Source organism: Congregibacter litoralis KT71 (assembly GCF_000153125.2).
GTDB classification, from domain to species: Bacteria; Pseudomonadota; Gammaproteobacteria; order Pseudomonadales; family Halieaceae; genus Congregibacter; species Congregibacter litoralis.
This window is the reverse complement of record NZ_CM002299.1, coordinates 4,119,404-4,137,063: the sequence shown is the minus strand read 5'-3', so window position 1 is coordinate 4,137,063 and position 17,660 is coordinate 4,119,404. Positions and strand designations below refer to the sequence as shown.

The 17,660-nt window shown below is 53.3% G+C and carries 13 protein-coding genes; 7 read left to right on the top strand and 6 right to left on the bottom strand.

Annotated features, from left to right (window positions below; all coding sequences use genetic code 11):
* Nucleotides 1-588: 588 nt before the first annotated feature.
* Entirely contained in the window at nucleotides 589-1,506 is a 918-nt protein-coding gene (locus tag KT71_RS18725) for a hypothetical protein (RefSeq protein WP_040362522.1), read from the bottom strand.
* Between the two features lie 336 nt (nucleotides 1,507-1,842).
* Between KT71_RS18725 and KT71_RS18720 the strand changes: the two genes are divergently transcribed.
* The 7 genes from KT71_RS18720 to KT71_RS18690 all read left to right on the top strand — a co-directional run bounded on the left by KT71_RS18720 (nucleotide 1,843) and on the right by KT71_RS18690 (nucleotide 11,205).
* Nucleotides 1,843-2,961, top strand: a complete 1,119-nt coding sequence (locus KT71_RS18720; RefSeq protein WP_023660349.1) for a hypothetical protein — start codon at nucleotides 1,843-1,845, stop codon at nucleotides 2,959-2,961.
* Nucleotides 2,962-2,988: 27 nt separating this feature from the next.
* Nucleotides 2,989-4,119 (top strand): MBL fold metallo-hydrolase, encoded by a 1,131-nt coding sequence (locus KT71_RS18715; protein ID WP_023660348.1) that lies wholly within the window; start codon nucleotides 2,989-2,991, stop codon nucleotides 4,117-4,119.
* A gap of 18 nt (nucleotides 4,120-4,137) precedes the next feature.
* The gene (locus tag KT71_RS18710; RefSeq protein WP_008293754.1) at nucleotides 4,138-5,052 is read left to right on the top strand and encodes a DUF1353 domain-containing protein; all 915 of its coding nucleotides are present in this window, start codon (nucleotides 4,138-4,140) and stop codon (nucleotides 5,050-5,052) included.
* A gap of 40 nt (nucleotides 5,053-5,092) precedes the next feature.
* Complete coding sequence (locus KT71_RS18705) at nucleotides 5,093-5,983, top strand: hypothetical protein (RefSeq protein ID WP_008293755.1); 891 nt, start codon at nucleotides 5,093-5,095, stop codon at nucleotides 5,981-5,983.
* Nucleotides 5,984-6,127: 144 nt separating this feature from the next.
* Nucleotides 6,128-7,216, top strand: coding sequence for an alpha/beta hydrolase family protein (locus KT71_RS18700; protein ID WP_023660347.1), 1,089 nt, complete (start codon nucleotides 6,128-6,130; stop codon nucleotides 7,214-7,216).
* A gap of 61 nt (nucleotides 7,217-7,277) precedes the next feature.
* Nucleotides 7,278-10,319, top strand: coding sequence for a Tn3 family transposase (locus KT71_RS18695; RefSeq protein WP_023660346.1), 3,042 nt, complete (start codon nucleotides 7,278-7,280; stop codon nucleotides 10,317-10,319).
* Between the two features lie 52 nt (nucleotides 10,320-10,371).
* Nucleotides 10,372-11,205: a hypothetical protein gene (locus KT71_RS18690; protein WP_008293758.1), complete on the top strand. Its 834-nt coding sequence runs from the start codon at nucleotides 10,372-10,374 to the stop codon at nucleotides 11,203-11,205.
* A 183-nt stretch (nucleotides 11,206-11,388) separates the two neighbouring features.
* Here the strand turns inward: KT71_RS18690 and KT71_RS18685 are convergent, their stop codons facing one another.
* The 5 genes from KT71_RS18685 to KT71_RS18665 all read right to left on the bottom strand — a co-directional run bounded on the left by KT71_RS18685 (nucleotide 11,389) and on the right by KT71_RS18665 (nucleotide 17,415).
* Complete coding sequence (locus tag KT71_RS18685) at nucleotides 11,389-14,244, bottom strand: hypothetical protein (protein ID WP_008293759.1); 2,856 nt, start codon at nucleotides 14,242-14,244, stop codon at nucleotides 11,389-11,391.
* A gap of 94 nt (nucleotides 14,245-14,338) precedes the next feature.
* A complete protein-coding gene (locus tag KT71_RS19905; RefSeq protein ID WP_008293760.1) occupies nucleotides 14,339-15,121 on the bottom strand; it encodes an HNH endonuclease family protein in 783 nt (260 codons plus the stop codon).
* Nucleotides 15,114-15,497, bottom strand: a complete 384-nt coding sequence (locus tag KT71_RS18675; protein ID WP_008293761.1) for a hypothetical protein — start codon at nucleotides 15,495-15,497, stop codon at nucleotides 15,114-15,116. The genes KT71_RS19905 and KT71_RS18675 overlap by 8 nt, the downstream gene beginning before the upstream one ends.
* 246 nt (nucleotides 15,498-15,743) lie before the next feature.
* Entirely contained in the window at nucleotides 15,744-16,967 is a 1,224-nt protein-coding gene (locus KT71_RS18670) for a type II restriction endonuclease (protein WP_040362519.1), read from the bottom strand.
* The gene (locus KT71_RS18665) at nucleotides 16,960-17,415 is read right to left on the bottom strand and encodes a very short patch repair endonuclease (RefSeq protein ID WP_008293764.1); all 456 of its coding nucleotides are present in this window, start codon (nucleotides 17,413-17,415) and stop codon (nucleotides 16,960-16,962) included. Before KT71_RS18665 ends, KT71_RS18670 begins: the two co-directional genes overlap by 8 nt.
* Between the last annotated feature and the right edge of the window lie 245 nt (nucleotides 17,416-17,660).

The window sequence follows — 17,660 nt, the reverse complement described above, 5'->3', positions numbered from 1 at the left end:
GTTCGTCGGGCGTGCCGGATGTCCCAGTTCAATCTGCGTCTGCTTGTTAGTTTTCAAATATCGTTTGATCAAGATGATGGCGCTAACACTAGGGGAGCGATCAACTATGTGTTCCCCCACAACCGCTAGATCTGGCGCATCCCTGATTCAACTCGTGATGCGAAACATAGCTTATGATTATGTACCAACCAAGAGGCAAGCATCGAAAAATATTTGGCACCCATGGCACTTCTGACTGGAAAACTTACGACAGCAGTCTTCTTGCTTACAAAAGTCAAATTTTAAAAACTATTTCTGAAATATATTGTGAACGCGAGATGACAGTAGCCATTGAGTTCTACTCGTCAGAGGATGGAAGTTTGTATTTAAAAACACGCAGAAGTACGGTGAAGCAGCTCGAGATATCATCACTGACCTAATGAAGACGAGCCAATTAGGTTTTGTAATTCGCGAGAAAACTGAATAGCTGGGAACTGACATGCGTACAGGGGGAAGTCCACCTTTCTCAGCATAGTGTTTCCGCTGGTCGAATTAGGGGGCTAGTTTTCTTGAGTACGTAACCTCAGCATTCGGAACATAGATACCTGGCTACTTTAGAGCCCAATAAACCGGTAGAATGATGACAGCTATCGCGATCACGTAGACGTTTATCACCACACCTATTGCCCTCAGCGGCTTGCCCCGTACGTTCAACCAGGACATGAGCGGTTTGATAGCCGCATAGGTTTTTATCATTGCCTCGCTCAACCCGTGTAGCCAGAACCAGACAGACGTGGAAAATGCGGTGATAACAACTGAAAGAAGAAATCGTTGCGTGTCGTGATCCATTGTTGCTAACGACTCCACCAGTTTAGCTACAATATCTGGTGCTCCTGGGCCAGAGCCTTGAATGGTCGCCCAATAAGCAACCGTAAACGCCGTTAGTGCTAGCCACAGCACAGTAATTCCCGACGTAAAGACGATATCCAACACAATTTTCTTCCTGATTGAGATGGTTTTTCCAAGAAGCCATCGCGTCTCAAGCAGAGATATGTAGTCTGCAGGCGCGTTAAGCAACAGCCCGACCATTGCAAGGAATCCAACTTGGTATTTTTTTTCCGTCACGGCTATACCAAACGCTGTTGCCACAATCATGTACAACACTACTGATACGATGGTCGATCGTAAAAAGCATCGCCATGCGAGATGGTTCTCGCCAAAGAATCGATCAAACACCATGTTGAAGTTTGGAACGTAAGAGGACAAACGGTCCTGGTTAAGCCCTAGCAGGGTGTCCGATAAAGCCTCACGCTTTTCAGGCGCCAAATCGTCATCTGCATCCTTAGTGACATGTCGAATGAACTGCGTTACTGCAAGAAGCCCCAACACCCATGCGATGAGAACGGTCATCGTGGTGTCAGGCTGAAGCGGGCCATCTGTGAACTGCACGGGCGCGGCGTTGAATCCCGCCGACTCTTCTACGAATGCGATGCTAGGCCCGCTAGTTGTCTGCATACTGTCGTCCACTGGATACAGGTCACCTTAATGAGCCAAAGAATTCATGTTAGCGTATTCAAGTCGCCCGATCAGTGCCCTATAAAATCACGGAACGTGTACGTGCTTGCTCACCGTGGCACATCGAAGCTCCGCTGGGCTACCAGAGGCGTTACTCGCGGTTCTGTTAGTGAAACGTTGCTGCGGATGTGCCTAGCGCGAATAGTCGCATTATTGTAGAAACGTATCAGGCTCACGTCAGAGGTGAGCTGAGATAACTCCTGTGGCATCGTTAGCGATTTGCGGACCCTAGACCTGGAGAACAACAGCAGTTACCTTAGGGTGATCTAATTGATGACGAGATAGGCTATGCGATCATCGCCGCTTCTACTAATCGCGCTTGTTGCAGCTCTATTCTCACAGCAGAGCGCGAGCCGGACCATTTGGCTGGCTGGTGATCATCACGAAAGCATGACCCTTGATTCGTTGTATTGTGCTGAGATATCTCCCACCACCCCAATGGCCTGTGGCACACGTCCCGACGACTGGACGCCCGCCTTCGACCTCTCCAACATTGATCTCGGTGTGTGGAATGAAGACCGTGTTAAAGATGCCGTTCGCTACCCAGACGACCCAGTTTCAGAGCTTAGATTTTCCAATCCGGTCGGGCTTGTCCGCTGGTTATGGAATGTGGGCATCGGTTGTAAGCGAATGGGAAAGGACGCTGATATCCAGACCGGCCTTCGCTGCAGCACCCACTACGGTAATCTGCAGTTTATGCATGCGATGAGTTCAGACGTTCGCACGGACGCGACGCAGACGAAAAGCAAAATCATGGCCTGGATCGATTTTTCGTTGGCGGTTCTTCAGAATCACCCTAATGCCGATGGGATATTATTCATCCAGGACATTCACTGTAACTACTGGACGGGCCAAAAGGACAATAACGGCAACCCCATTGCTGACTTGATGGTTCCTAACGGCGAGGACGAATTTCCCTGTGTGGTCAACAAGGGTTCTCCCTGGTTTGTGGGGAGTCTGTTTGCGTTTCGCTGCAACGTGAACATCTATTCCTGCGATGTCGATATGACGCCGCAGCACGTTCGAAGTAATGCCCTGGGCGCCATTTTGCACCTCATACAGGATTCCTATTCACAAGGGCATGCGCTACGCGGGAACTGTTGTGCGAACGTTCCCGATCACGCTCTGGCTGCGTATGAATGTGCCCCCATCACGCAGTTCAATGTGTATGGCCCGCAGGATAAAGGTCGCCACGGGGCAGCCGATGACGTTCCCGTCGCCGGCGAGAGCTGCGCTCAGAATTCTGGCGTGCTGGATCCCGTCGTTGCGGGCGCGCAAGTTTTTTGGTTGCTCAAGCATGGGGGTGTTGCTGAGGAAAATATCGCCAGCATCGCGGGCATGCTCAATACGCAGGTTTTTCGGCTTAGCGACACAGCCTTGCCTTCCGGCAAAGGCGCGGGGTTTTGATGACTGGGTCAGGGGTCACGGACATCCGTGTTCAGTAACCCGATGATACGAGCGGATCGACGATGGTTTTGTTGCGGGTTAGCGACGCTCACCGCCACCATGCTGATGGTCGGTTGTGCCAGCTGGGTATCCTACCCGCCCTCACCGGTGGCTTTCGACGGCGTTGAGGTACTACCTTCGTCCGAACGCCGACACGGAAGCCAAGAGGTTAGCGTTCAATTTTTTGGCACTTCAACACTCACGTTTTTCGATGGTTCGAATCGCTGGATGACGGACGGATGGTTCGCGCGCCACACGCCATTTCAAACCTTGTTCACCACGCTAACCCCTAATGAGGGACAAATCCAAGATGCCTTAGAACGTCTCGACCTGGACCCCAACGATATTCAGGCCATCATTCCCCTCCATGCGCATTTTGACCACGCCATGGATGCGCCTGTGGTTGCTGCTCATACAGGCGCTCGTCTGTATGGGGATCGTTCGATCGGGAGACTTGCACAGGCCTACAATGCTCAACAAATCAGGAATTCGGATACACCGACAGCGACAGCGACATTCTGTGATATCAGCGACAAGCGACTTATCGAAGTCGGTGACTTTCGTATCCATTTCCTCGATACCAACCATATCCCGTTCCCTTGCCCTATCGAAGCGGCGATTGGCGAAGGCACCACGGTCGAGCCTCGCGACCAGCTAGCTGGCAAGGTATGGGATTTTGAGATGGGGACGTCGTGGACGCTGTATGTGGATCACCCGGCGCATCAATTCATTGTCACAGGGACCGCCGGTCTGATGTCAGGTCTCGACGCGTACAGTGATAAAAATATCGACACGCTTTTTTTGAGTATTGGGGCCATTGGTCGTCAAGACGACGATTACCTCAAAGAATTCTGGCGAAGCACAGTGGAAACCGTTTGGCCCAAGCGCGTCGTGTTTATTCATTGGGATAGTTTTACGGGATCGACACAAGAGCCTTTCACTGGGATGGCGTCGATACTCGGATACAGTATCGGTCAGGAATCTAAGGCGAGCGCGTTCCTGCGAAAGAAAGTCGCTGGTCTGAGTCACTGTATGGAGTTCGCGACGTTGCCACGTATCGATAATGTCGTGCTTACCCGACCTGAAGGGCGCAATACGTGCGTTGATGCGCGTCCGTGAACGAAATGGATGGTTGCTATGTACATTAGTCAGACCTCCTCGGAAGCGGGAGATAAACTGCTCAGTGCTGAGCGGGAATCGAAGCAGGACACACCCGAGGTCTATGGAGAGGGGACGGGCTTCACGATTTCGCTAAGCATCCCACGCATTATTTTTAAATCATTCGTTACCGATCCAAACGCCTCCTCGCTGCAACAAATCTCACTCGCAACCAAGAAGCGAGAGTTTTATCTGACCGAGGACTGGCGTGCCTCTATCGTTAGTGATCGCTATCCTGGGCTGTCTGGCACGATTGTCGTGCCTGAGAAAACGCAAGGCGTGCGGTTTGTATTCGATGGTGCGTCCATTCCGGTTCCCTGGCTGATCAGTTTGCTGACGATCGGCGTTCTGCGCCCCTTGGGCATGTTGCTTGTCGCGTCAATTCTTCACGACTATGCCTTCAGATACGGCTATCTGACGAAGGAAACGTCTCAGGGGCATCGCACGCAATTTCCCGTACGCCGAGATGTCGCGGATGCACTGTTTCGGGACATCATCTCTACGGTGAATGGCAACCGCTTCGTTGGTTTTGTCGCCTGGTATTTCGTGCGGTTAGGGTATTGGCTACGCGTACCCTTTAACGGAGAGACTGGCCACAAGCCGGTTGTTGTTGGTCTGTCCTTTCTTTTCCTGCTTATCGTGGCCGCATTACTGGTGGTTCAGTTTAATGTCGACACGATTCTTGTCGTATTGCTAACGACCTACTTGTTTTTCTACCTCGTCACGCTGAAAACAATTGATGCCCTCAGTGCGGGCTGGTTCGTCTTTTGGGAAATTGTCATTTTGACGGTGGGTGCCGTGCTACTGTGGGCGGCAGCAACGACTAACGCGTTACCCGCGGATCAGGCTAGCGCTAATGATCACAAACCGCCCTCTGCTGGAGCGTCCTTTTAACGGGGGCTAAGACGGTTTATCTGTAAAGGAGACTATTGATATGCCTAACGAAACACCGATCCAGCGTCGTCGGCGTCTCGCCACCAACAGCGGCATCACTTACCTCTCTTCCGATTTTGCCCATGTGTGTAAAGCTAAACCAGATAGGATCGGTATCGTTGCGGAAGGTGATTCGTGGTTTGCCTACCCCAAGAAATGGATCGCCTTTGGTGCTGACATGAACATCGTGCATCACCTGGAAGCCAAGGTGAAACAGACGGACACGGTGAACTTGCTTCGTATGGCATCCAATGGTGACGAGGCGGTCGGGATGACGTCGGGTAAACAGCTCAAGACCCTCTATAAGGTGTTGAAGAAGAATCGGGACTATGTGCGCCTATTGATGTTTTCTGGTGGTGGCAATGACATTGTCGGTAAAAATGACATGCTGCCATTGCTCGAGGAATACACGGGACAAACGGATTTTAAAGACTGCATCAATATGCCGAGATTCGAAGCCAAGATAGAAGCAATTGTGCTGGCCTATCAACGGCTTATTTGGTTGTGTGAGGACGTAATGCCGAATGCCAAGATCGTGACACACACTTACGATATTGCGAAACCCTGGGACCAAGGGGCGGAGTTTTTTTGGGGTCTGATTAAGTCAAAGCCGTGGGTGTATCCCTACTTGGTACGCAGAAACATCCCGCGCAAATTCCACTTGCCGATCATTGAGTTCATGTTGAATGAGTTTGCAAATGGAGTGACTCATCTTGCACAACAGCAAGCTGCGGGAGGACGACTGGTTGTGACACCCACGCAGTACACCTTGCGTCCGGGATCGAAGAAAGACTGGCTCAATGAAATTCATCCCACCGAAGACGGCTTTGAAAAGATTTTCAAGAAGGTCTACGCCCAGATGCGCCAGGTTGAACCAGGCTTGCCCAAATAGTCGTCGGAGTGCGTTAGTACCATGGCCGATCTCCTCATACGATCCCCGCTAGGTGTCGATCTTCAGCCAAGCGCGGTCTAGGAAGTTGAAGCGGTCGACACTATGCGGCGTAATCGAAGATTCATTTAGTCAATGGCGACTACGATGATAGAAGAGCAAAAGAATCAAAGCGCAGGAAATCTTGAGTCGCGCCGTCCTCTCGTTCTCATTATTCACGGGGTGGGTGGACCTCGCATTCTCTCGTCCGTCCAAGTCATCGTGAAAAGGGCGTATCCAAGCGCAGAGATCTTGCTCCCTCGCTTACCCCACCGAAGAGTATTCTCTTTCGACAGGCTGAGCGATGCGGTTGCCGATTTAGTGCAGCTCCTGAACGATCAGTGGCATGAACACTATAGTGAACTGGTGATCATTGGGCACAGCGCCGGTGGACCCTTGGCGCGGGCGGTTTACCTTGCCGGTGAAAAAAATGAGGCTCCTTGGGCCAAGAGCCTGCAGGCCAAGGGTCGAATCGTCATGCTTGCTGGCATGAACAGGGGCTGGCAAATCTCCCACCACCTTTCAATTGGTCAGGCGATCGCCTGGTCATTCGGCTCTGTGCTGGGACATGCACTGTCGCTTTTTGGTCTCCCTCCCATCCTCTTCGATCTTCGTCGAGGTTCTCACTTTCTCACGCGACTGAGGTTTGAATGGCTAGATCGTGCCCAAAAGCACCGCATGCCATTAGTCGTGCAGCTTTTGGGCACCATTGATGACATGGTTGGTCCTGAAGATGCCATCGACCTGGTGACGGGCGAGAACTTTCGATATCTGGATGTGCCATTCTCGGGACATCGAAGTGTTGTCGAGATGAGTGCTGATCGTGAGCACGGTGACACACGAGCTGAAGTGCTTCAGATCGCCCTTGGGCCACAGGCGCAAATTGCGGAGTATGAGGTACGTCCCTGGACATTGTCCCAACAGATAGCTAACAGACAACACCAAGAGACAGTAGAGCATGTGGTGTTTGTCATTCATGGCATTCGTGACCGCGGGTTTTGGACCGATAAGATTGCACGTCATATCTGGCGACGCTGTCCAGCCGAGCAGCGAGGGACGCTGGAGCGTGTCACGGCAAGCTATGGTTACCTGGGTATGGGGCCGTTTATGTTTCCGTGGGTTCGCCGCAAAAAGGTGGAATGGTTGGCCGATACGGTATTGGTTAAGTTCGCCCAAATGCCCGGAAAGGTGCAGTAGCAGAACGATAGCGCTGACCGATTTCCCGTCGATATGATGATGACCTTTGCGGGTCATCATCATGGTCGATACATACGCAGAGGACTTCCTACCCCAAGGGCACCGGCTGCAGATTCTTACCCCGGAAGAGTACGAGCTTCTGTGGGGATTTCCGACGCTGACAGCGACGGAACGGGAGCTGTTCTTCTCGACGAATCGGCGCGAACAAACAGTTTTTGAGCTTGCTCGTACTCCAAGGACTCGACTCCATTTTCGGCTGTTACTGGGCTACTTTAAGGCCCGTCAGCGCTTCTTTGTCGTCGACGAGGACGCGATGGGCGATGACATTCGTTACCTCGCCGAACTCTTGGATGTTCGTAGCTTCGATATTCAGGTGTCGAAGCACACCCGGCAGTTGCACGTAAGCTGGATTCTTGAACTCTTCGGCTACTCCCTGCTCGATGACCGTGCTCGTCTGGATCTGGAAACGCGCGCCCTGGAGGCGGCACGTATCTCCAGTCGACCGGTTTATGTACTCCGGGACCTCGTGGATTATTTGCGACAGCAGCGGATTGTTCTGCCGGGATATACCTATCTGCAGGACGTGGTCCGCCGCGCATTGGTCTTCGAACGGGACCGGCTATCTGACGCCCTGGCAAAGGCCCTGTCAGCCGACGATCGCCGGCGGCTGGATGCGCTCCTGCGGGATGACGAAGGGCTGCACGCCATCACGTCGATCAAACATCCGCTGCGGGACTTCAGCCACCGTCAGCTGCTGAATGAGATCGACCGCGGGGAACGATTGCAGGGGCTCTACGGTGTCGCACAGCGTGTCATCGGTGATGCCAACCTCTCTGTGGAGAGCGTTCGTTTCTATGCCTCGCTCGTGGACTATTACACCGTCTACAAGCTCAAGCGGATGAAGCGACAGATGACGCGTCTGTACTTGTTGTGCTTCGTTAGGGACCGATATCAGCGTTTACACGATCATCTGATCGCCGCGTTCTGCTCCCTGCTTCGGTGTTACGTGGACGAGGTCAACGAGACTGCCAAAGAGGCCTTTCTACGTTACCGGCGCGAAGCTAACGACGACCTCGATCAGGGTGCCAAACTCCTGCATCTGTTTATCGACCCCGAGATCCAGGACGCCATGCCGTTTGGCGAGGTCAGGGCGGCGGCCGCTGAACTCCTACCCGCTGATCGTATCGCGCGGCTGTGTGATTATCTGGTGGGCGAGCAGAGTCTTGATGAGGCTCAGTTCGAGTGGGATGCAGTAGATGCGCTGATGCCCAAGGTGAAACGTAACCTGCGGCCTCTGATTCGCTTTCTGCGCTGGAGCAGTCCCGCACCCCAGCATAACCTCATCGAGTCCTGTCACCATCTGGCTGACGCGTTCGTCATGGGACACCAAGTTCCATCGAACTGCGACCTAAGCTGGGTCCCTGATCGGCATCGACGGTACGTGATGCCACAGGGTGTTCTGCATCGCGACCGGTATGAGTTTCTCCTGTACAGGGTGTTGCGCGACCGGATCGAAGCCGGTGATGTCTACTGCACCGACAGCGCCCGCTATCGCAGCTTCGAGGATGACCTCGTCGATGCAGCGACGTGGGCGCACAGGGATACGTTGCTGCCAAAAGCGCTGCCCTCGGTGACCCCCATCAGTTCCCAGCTCGCCGAACTCAAGGACACCCTCAGCAGCCGTTTCGACGCGGTGAACGAGCGGATACGACGCGGAGAGAACAGCTTCGTCCACCTGAGAGACGGACAGGTACAGTGGAACCGCACCCAGGGTGCGGATCCAGACAGCTCCCACGAACCGCTCTTCGACACGGCCGAGCGCATCGATATTGATCAGCTGCTGCTATACGTGGATCGGAAGACGGGATTCCTGTCGGCCTTCGAGCATGTGATGGGACGGTACCAGCGGGAACGGGCCAGTCCGCCTCTGACAATCGCCGCGCTTATGGCCTTTGCAACCAATATCGGTGTGGGACGCATGGCTGAGATTTCAAATCTCACCCGGGCACAACTCTCCGGAACTGCGACAAACTTCCTACGCCTGGAAACACTGAAGGAAGCGAACGATCGCATTGCCAATGCCACGGCACGACAGCCGATCTTCAAGCACTACGACATTGGTGACACGGTGCACTCCTCGAGCGACGGGCAGAAGTTTGAATCCGCGATACCGACCGTTAACTCACGCCATTCATCGAAGTACTTCGGTCTCAAGAAAGGCGTGGTTGCCTATACGTTGCTCGCCAGTCATGTGCCCCTGAGTGCTCGTATCATCGGTGCCAACGAGCACGAGAGCCACTACGTGTTCGACGTGCTTTTCAACAACCTCACCGACATTCAGCCCGATACTCACTCCACTGATACGCATGGGACCAACCAGGTGAACTTCGCCTTGCTCCACCTGTTCGGGTATCGGTTCGCGCCGCGTTATCGAGACTTCCGCCGTAAGGCCCAGACGGGTCTGTACGCTTTCAAACCTCCAAACGCCTATGCGGGTTGCGCGATCAAGCCGGTCCGGCGCATCAAGGAATCCCTGATCGAGTCCGAATGGGAGAACATCGAGCGAATCCTGCTATCTCTGGCGCTCAAAACCACATCGCAAAGCGTGATTGTCTCCAAGCTCAGCAGTCATCGCCGTCAGAATCGCACTAAACAGGCGCTGTGGGAGTTCGAGCACATCATCCGTAGCCTGTATCTGCTGGACTACGTCGATTCTCCGCTGCTGCGTCGCAACGTCCACCGCGCGCTCAACCGGGGCGAGGCGTATCACCGGCTGCGCCGGGCCATCGCCTATGCCCATGGTGGCCGTTTTCGCGTCCGTTCACAGCACGAACAAGAGCTCTGGAACGAGTGCACCCGGCTCATCGCCAACGCTGTCGTTTACTACAACAGCGAGATCCTATCGGAACTCCTGCAAACCCTGGTTGACCAGTCTGACCATGGCGCTATCGATACGCTGCAACGAGTAACGCCACTAGCTTGGCAGCATATCAACTTCTACGGACGGTACCGATTTGATGAGGACCTGAGACCCGTCAACCTCGCTCAGATGGCGAAAAATCTTGCCAAAACGGACGCCCGGAGCTGGGGTATGACCGCGTGAACCCCGGTATCGCTACTGCACCTTTTCGGGCGTTTGGGCGAAAATAACCGTATTGGAGACCCGGGCGCGCTTCCCCAACGCCAGGTTTTCCTATGTCGGCCATTCCAACGGCACATATCTGCTTGCGAAAGCCTTGGAGAGTTATCGAGATATCGGCGGCTTTGCGTTTGAGCGTGTCGTATTTGCGGGCAGCGTTGTTGGCAAAGACTACGACTGGAACGCTGTAATCACGCGTGGACAAGTGCAGACGGTTTTGAATTTCGTCGCGACCCGCGATCTTGTTGTCGCTGCATTTCCGCAACTGTTTGAGATCATGCCGATACAAGATTTAGGGAGCGCTGGACACAACGGGTTCGAATATTTGGGGAACGGTAACTTCAAGTATGTGTCAGGGGGTCACGGCGCGGGCATTGATGAGAAAGTTTGGGATAGTATCGCCGATTTTGTGTTGGATCAGGACCTTGTACCAAGCGCATCGCCTCCAGCGGCCCAGCTTGGGTTATGGGGGAGCACAATTCGCTTGCTTGGACAAGCGATGCCTGTTCTCACGTTGGTGACACTGGTTCCCCTCCTGCTTATTGGCGTACCCGCTTTACTTGCAGATGCTTGGGTCGCATTCGCATTAAATGATTGGTGGCTTAGAATTGTGACTTTCGGCGTGACCGCTGTGGCGATGGTTATTCTTGCCATGTTTGTGCGACGCGGATTTAAAAGGGCAGGCTTGCGTGGAGCGCTAGCAGCTTTTCTCATCCCCGCAATTGTCAGCATGAGCGTTTTCGTTGCCTCATGGATCCTGGGGCCATTGGTGATTGAGCCAGCGACTTTAGCGCCAGCGGTTGTCGCTCTTTACTTTATGTTGCTGATCTGGATCCTGCGCAAAGTCTAAAGTCTGCGGCTGGGCCGTTACTGCAAGGCTGTTTCGACAGTCATCTATTCCATGCTGTGCGAGCAGCCCAAGTGCGCAGCGGCCGATCGCTTTCAAGGACACCCGCGCAAGACCCCTTTCGTTTGGACCTGGCTGGACGGCGACGCAGTTTGTGCGCAACAGTCTTTGATCTGGGCCAGCCGCTTAAACAGCCGATGTAATTTCTTCCCCTGCAAGGCGGATGTATCCCTGTAGAGGGAAACTGCCCACCCGGTGGGGGTCTGATAGGTCCGCAATGATCATCAATAGCGCGAGTGTCTGCTCACTTAGTTCTGGCCGGATAGGATCAATCAACACGCCGTCGAATGTCACCCATTCTCTCAGGCCATCGCCGATAGGTTCCTGTTTTTTGCGATACCACTTTTCGAGGTTCTTTTTCTTGAGGTCCTCCGGATTCGCCTGATAAACCGCCGCCATGCCGCGAAGCATATCGAAGAGGCTATCGGACTTTTTCTTAGCTTTAATCCATTCTTTCAGTGCGTCGCGTGTGTCTGCGGCTCCGTGATTGGAGAAATTCCTCTGAGCTTCTCTTATTCTTTGTATCGTAAGAGACTGAAGGAGTTCCTCCGGCGTACCATCTCGATTAAAGCGTGGCGTCCTGCGGAGTCCGTCTACCCCCAAGGCGAAGGTTTCCTCGGACATCGCCCCACTGGCTAGCAAACTTCGCAGTGTGTGTTCAGCGCATGAACGCTTTGAGAGTCGGTTAGCCGAACTGACTCCGATCAGGCGCTCTAGCTCAGCACTCGTGAGCTCCAGTGTGGCCGAGATTTCCATGGCGACATTGGCACCGCCCGCCCTATGGCTTGCGTGGGAGAGTCGTGTTTTCGCATTTTCCGCTGTGAGTGGCGAAATCAAGTTCGCGTCGATCAAGCGTTCATAGAAGGCTTGGATATCCCGCTCTCGCCCATGCTTGTCCTGATAGGTGATATCAATGGCACCCCGGTAAGAGCGGCTGAAGCGTGCCGTCGATAAACTGTAGATACCCGAAAAATGAAATTCTCGGCTCTCTTTAAAAAAAGAGCGTCGTTTTACCCAATCGGCTTCGGCGAGCACGCTAATGGCGCCGTCTGAATCTACCTGTACCCGTGCGTTGCTTGAAAACACCGTCGTGTCCTTGAGGTCAAAATCGAGGACGACCACCGAAATGCCCTGGTTCTCTTGGTAATGCGCAAATCGCTGCCAGCTACCCAATGTCAACGAAACGCCGGCTACAGTACTGTCGTCCAGTTTCAGGATACGCTCGAGCTGCCCACTCACCAAGGCAGCATACGCTGCGCGTGTACCGTTGTTGACTCGGGTTATGGTCGCGGAGGCGTCCACCGTGGAGCCGCTCGACACGACCACACTGTGAGACAGTTGGAACTGCAAGTCGGCGGTGGCCACCTCCTCGGCCTTATGCAGCAGGTCGGCGACCAATTTCCGATAGTTTTGAAGACCCTTTTTGACCCCGGACAAAGCCGTGTCAGCTCGGTCTGCGGTACTGGATACATTGACGCCGACCTCGGCCAAACCTTCGAGGAGACGATCGAGGCGCTGACTGTCCTGTGCAATCTCATCGACGCGTGACTGTAGGTCAGCCCCTCCTTGCTTGATAGCTTCTTTAAGAGCCCTTTTTAACTTATCGGTGATAGCCGGTTGCTGCAGGCCTGGGTTACGGGTCGTGGCCCAGCGAATACCCGCAGTCACCGCACCATTGAGATCCTCTTGCCATGCCGATGTTTGCGAGTCCAGGTAGCCTGAAAGAATGGCAGTTAGTTTGTTTTTGGTTTGCTTGGCATTGGTAAATCCCAGTGCGAGATTCGCGATCAGTAAGGTAGGTTCGTCGCTCGCAAACTCATTATCGAGTTTGGTTCGGATGTGCTGTTTAAGTGCGGTCCCGGGCTGTAAAAACTGGTCGATCTCGTCCAGGTTATGTTTCAGCGCCGCGAGGGGCTGTGCGAGTTCAGCCTTGACTCGCTCTGCCATTTGCGAGGCGTTGAGTGTGACGCCCACCTCCAAGCCCGCCCCCTGCCCTTTTGCTCGGGTTGTTGAAAGTTCAGCACGAATACCCTCGTCGAGTGCGATGACATCCAGGGTGTAACTACCGCCCATCCAGACATCCGCTTCGATCGAAACCCCGCCAGTCACCGTAGCGAGTTTCGCAATATCCAGTCGTCTGGATACGCCCACATTGGTCGCGAGTGAGGTTCTGCCTTGGAGTTGGAGACTGATCGAATCCAACTGACTCGATTTCATCGCCGAAAATAGATCATCCAATGATAAGGGGTTAACCAGTTGAGGAAGGGCGTTCGCCGCTTCAAGCGCAAAAACACCCCGCTCTGTGGCGGTTTTAAACAGGTAGTCGGCGCGAATACGGCCTTCAGCCTCACTGGATACGCCAAGCGTCGCCGCGCCGAGGGGGGCGGAGGCGCTCAAGTTCGCATCAAGCGTTCCATGCACACCGATTCTAAGCAGGCGCTCGTCTTCGGCTACGAGATGGCCGGCTTCAAGCTCTAATGCAGCCACCCCAGAGGCACCCATTTCCAATGCCATCCCGTGGGTAAGCGGTGAATCACTTTCCATTGATTGACTGAGATCCAGCGTCACTAGTCCAGGGTTTTTCCCGGGAATCTGCTCTGAGAACGCATCGACATGCCGTAGGAGCTTGCGATAGTCGTCGGGTACATGGCTAAGCGCCTCTCTGGCGATGGCGACAATTCGCTGAAACTGCGACGCCTTAACACCTGCTTCCTCGAGAATTGTAGAAAGTGCGGATTGCGCATCGTTTGTGCTGTCTTGTATGGCATACAGCGCCACGAGATCCGTGGCATTTACCGCTGTCGCAAAAATGGCATCCTCTTCGGACAGCGCGTCGTCCAGGGCCGCTGAAATCGCTGGAAAACGAGCGTCGATCGCGCCGAGCGTATCCAGGTGTTGCTGAGCAAACGCCCCTAGGGTACTGAGTGCCTCTCCTTCTTGCGCGAGGTCAATGATGTTGCGCGTGTGACGAAGCCATTCCAAAGCGTTTACCCCTTCTGAGTTAGTGGGTGGCGATTGTTGTGTGTTTTTTCGTGAGTGCTCTGCCCTTGTGAGTCGTATCGCGCTAACTCGTTAGCTACTCGGGTAAGCCGATACAGCCGAAGTGAGTCCCGAAGGTCGCTTCAGCTTCTCGGACTGTCATTTTGAGACCCCAGTCTCGCTTTATCTTGATCCAGGCGTTGACGTAGTCACAGTGAAACGCGGCGTTTGGCGGCATGTAGTCTTCGGGGCCACGGCCCCCTTTGCGTTGATTCTCACTGTCATCCACCGCAAGCAAATGCATAGGATCGCTCAGAAAGTTAGCGTAGGCCTCTCTACGAGCTTTGGTCCAATTCCAGGCCCCAGATAGAAAGGCGTTCTCTAGGGGCACGATGTGATCGATGTCAAGATCGGAGGGATCTGAAAACTTGTTACCGGTGAACGGATCCTGCCAGGAGCCAGATGCGACGGTACAGTTCGTACTATGTCGAAAGCTCACCGGCCCGTCAGCGTCGCGAATCAAGACTTCATGTCGTGCGTCCTGGCAATCGCCGTCGTCATCGGTCCAATGCTTGAACGCCTTTCGATCGAAGTGTTGCAGCGTGTCGTGAGGATCCGACCCCTTGAGCCTGCCGCTGCCTTTGGCTATCCAACCAATGGCGTCGGAGTTGGGGACAAAAACGCGGTAGTAACCATTGTTTCGCTCCAAACCAACCAGTGACACGTTAGTAGGCGCCGCCCTCGAGCCCTGTACTTTCAGAATTTGAGCAGCACTTCTGTCAGGCTCAGCGCGAATAATGGCGTTTCGCCGAACTTCAATAACGGCAGCGTTGGACGCACATGCGGTAAAAGCAAGCAGCAGTATCGCAAACTTACTCACTGTCCTGATCCTTGTATTTTTTGTCGTCTTTCTCCAAACGGGCGCTACTTTTCATTCCCAACACATCGTGGAACAGCTTTACCGCGCCTTTGCTGCCCCCGGCGATAACACCAGCAGTAATGACGTAGCCAAGAAAGGTATTCTCATCGCCAATGAAGATGATCGAGATGAGGTCAAATTGCCACTTCATTACCACGCCGAGTGAAACGCCCAGCGCTATTAATTCTTTTAGATTCGAATCATCAAAGCGGTCGATAAATTTACGGTGCTCGAATACTAGCGATAACGCTCGCTCAATCACGAAGGACAAAACGACCACAACGGCGAGTGCTTCAGCGAGCGTATCCCAATTAATCGCAAAAAGATCGGGTTCCATATGAACTCCCCTAGTTAGCTCTGTAACAATGAAGTGATGAAACGACTGGCTTCAACATCAGCAACACTCCGCCATCTTGGCAAAATAACGCTGCCATATTAAGACAGTCACTAACTTTCAGAAAGAAGCCTGAGCTGGTCTGTAATCCCCCACTTAGATCCCGAACGGTTACTCGTAGAAAATTCTTCTAATATGAAAGAAGGAGTTTGCGAGGGTAACCGTCAGCCAGACAGCATGCTAGACCGCTTAGATCAATGATTGACGCTCAGAGACAACAGTGAGGAAATTCTCAACGTTCCACAGCCAGGAACGCTGATCATTAGCATAGGAGGAATGCAGGCCTTGCGGGATGATGAGCTGTACGTTGGAGGCGCGCATTGTATCTGTCTGTGACCTGGATATGCCCGGCTCGAGTGTAATCAAGTGCTTGCGCTCTATCCTCTCCGCCTCAGGCAATATCTGCGGCCATCGATCCTTACATGTGGATTTGGCTGCCAGCATTGTGAGTAACTCTGCCTGAAATCTGTCATCGAAGTATTGGCTTGATCCGGGAAAAACAAAATCCGGTTTTTTGCCTTTCTCGGTGACGACCTGTGAGTCATATCGAATTTCGTGCGCGGTAAAAACAGCCTTCAAATGGTTCTCGAATGAGTGCCCCATCCTCGACTTGCGTCGGTTTTGAACTCCTAAGGAAAAGCTTATGAATCCGTCAACGTCTATATCGCCATCCTGCACGAACCCGGCAGTGATACGCTCGGCGACAACCCTTTTCTCCAGTCGGCGAAACATCGCTTCTTCATGATTTAGCCACGCCAGAAGCGCGGCATCCGCATCCGCACGCGCATCCACTTCAGGCAACGTAAGGCGTGCCAGGTCTGAAAACTCAGCTGTTTTGGGGAAAATCAGTCCAAAGCGGTCTATGATTGAATCCAGTGTGTTTGCATTGGGGTCTTCATATTCAATACCAATTTCATCGAGGATGAACCTCGATACAAAATCAAGCTTCGCATCATCCTGCTCTTCCTCAAAGTTCTGAACCTTGAATTTGATCTGAGGCTGCTCATCTATCCCGAAGAGCCACAAAAGCTGATTCTGGATCGTGCTCTCACTGGGAACGACAATGAATAGAATTGATTCGTCTGGCCGTTTCGCCAGGAACAACGTATCCCCAACCGACATGATCTTGGTGATCGCGTTCGGTGGGTAGTAGAACCGATACTCAGCAGCGCGCGGCTTACCTTCCCGGGAGTCATAGTGCGTAGCCCAGCCATCATCCGAGATCGTCTCTTGTTCGTCGCTCAGCCAGATGTATCGAACGCCGAACCTGGTTTTTTGTGTGCCCAAAAATGCCCGCATATCGACGGTTGTACCGATTTCGTGCTGATTTGAGGACTTCGGTTCCGCATCCACTGCCGAGAGGATCTTGACTCCAACGCCTACAAAATACTCGGACAAGTGACCCTTATTCATAGCCGCGCACATCCTTCTCGGCCTCAGTGCCTCTCAACCAATCGGCACTGATCGAAAGCACTGTCTCAATGCCTATGCGTGTTTTGCCTTTCAAGGCGCACTCCCACACACGCAATACACGCCATCCGCTGCTCTTTAACTGCTGAGATACCTGTTCATCACGCGCGACGTTGCCACTTATCTTTTTTTGCCAGAACTCTGCTCTGCTTTTTGGCCATTTAAAAAGGTGACAATTGTGACAGTGCCAAAAGCAACCATTGGCAAAAATTACTGCTTTGTAGCGGGGGAAAACCAGATCCGGTTTGCCGGGCAAGGTCTTGTCGTGAAGTTTGTATCTAAAGCCAAGGGCGTGAAGCCCTTTTCTTAGCAAAAGCTCGGGTTTGGTGTTACTGCCTCGTATCCCCGCCATCATCCGGCTTCGTGTTTCTGGCGATACAACGTCAGCCACTGGCCTTATCCAACGGTAACTCCTTCTGTGCGGGTATACCTTCTTGTATCAGGACAGATTCTTCAATATGGGGCCGCATTATCCGTGAGACTGCGCGCACGACCGGAACAACAACGGCGTTGCCAAACTGGCGGTATGCCTGGGTGTCAGAGAGGGGTCCTAGGGATTTTGCCTCCAAATATTGCAAAAACCGCCGGAGGCCCCGCCATCCGTGGGCTGCAGGGGGCTATTAGTTTCTAATGCGC

Excerpts from the sequence above, each read along its gene's own strand:
- KT71_RS18670 (WP_040362519.1), bottom strand. The coding sequence starts at position 16,967 with ATGAATAAGGGTCACTTGTCCGAGTATTTTGTAGGCGTTGGAGTCAAG.
- KT71_RS18700 (WP_023660347.1), top strand. The coding sequence starts at position 6,128 with ATGATAGAAGAGCAAAAGAATCAAAGCGCAGGAAATCTTGAGTCGCGC.
- KT71_RS18720 (WP_023660349.1), top strand. The coding sequence starts at position 1,843 with ATGCGATCATCGCCGCTTCTACTAATCGCGCTTGTTGCAGCTCTATTC.
- KT71_RS18710 (WP_008293754.1), top strand. The coding sequence starts at position 4,138 with ATGTACATTAGTCAGACCTCCTCGGAAGCGGGAGATAAACTGCTCAGT.
- KT71_RS18705 (WP_008293755.1), top strand. The coding sequence starts at position 5,093 with ATGCCTAACGAAACACCGATCCAGCGTCGTCGGCGTCTCGCCACCAAC.
- KT71_RS18695 (WP_023660346.1), top strand. The coding sequence starts at position 7,278 with ATGGTCGATACATACGCAGAGGACTTCCTACCCCAAGGGCACCGGCTG.
- KT71_RS18675 (WP_008293761.1), bottom strand. The coding sequence starts at position 15,497 with ATGGAACCCGATCTTTTTGCGATTAATTGGGATACGCTCGCTGAAGCA.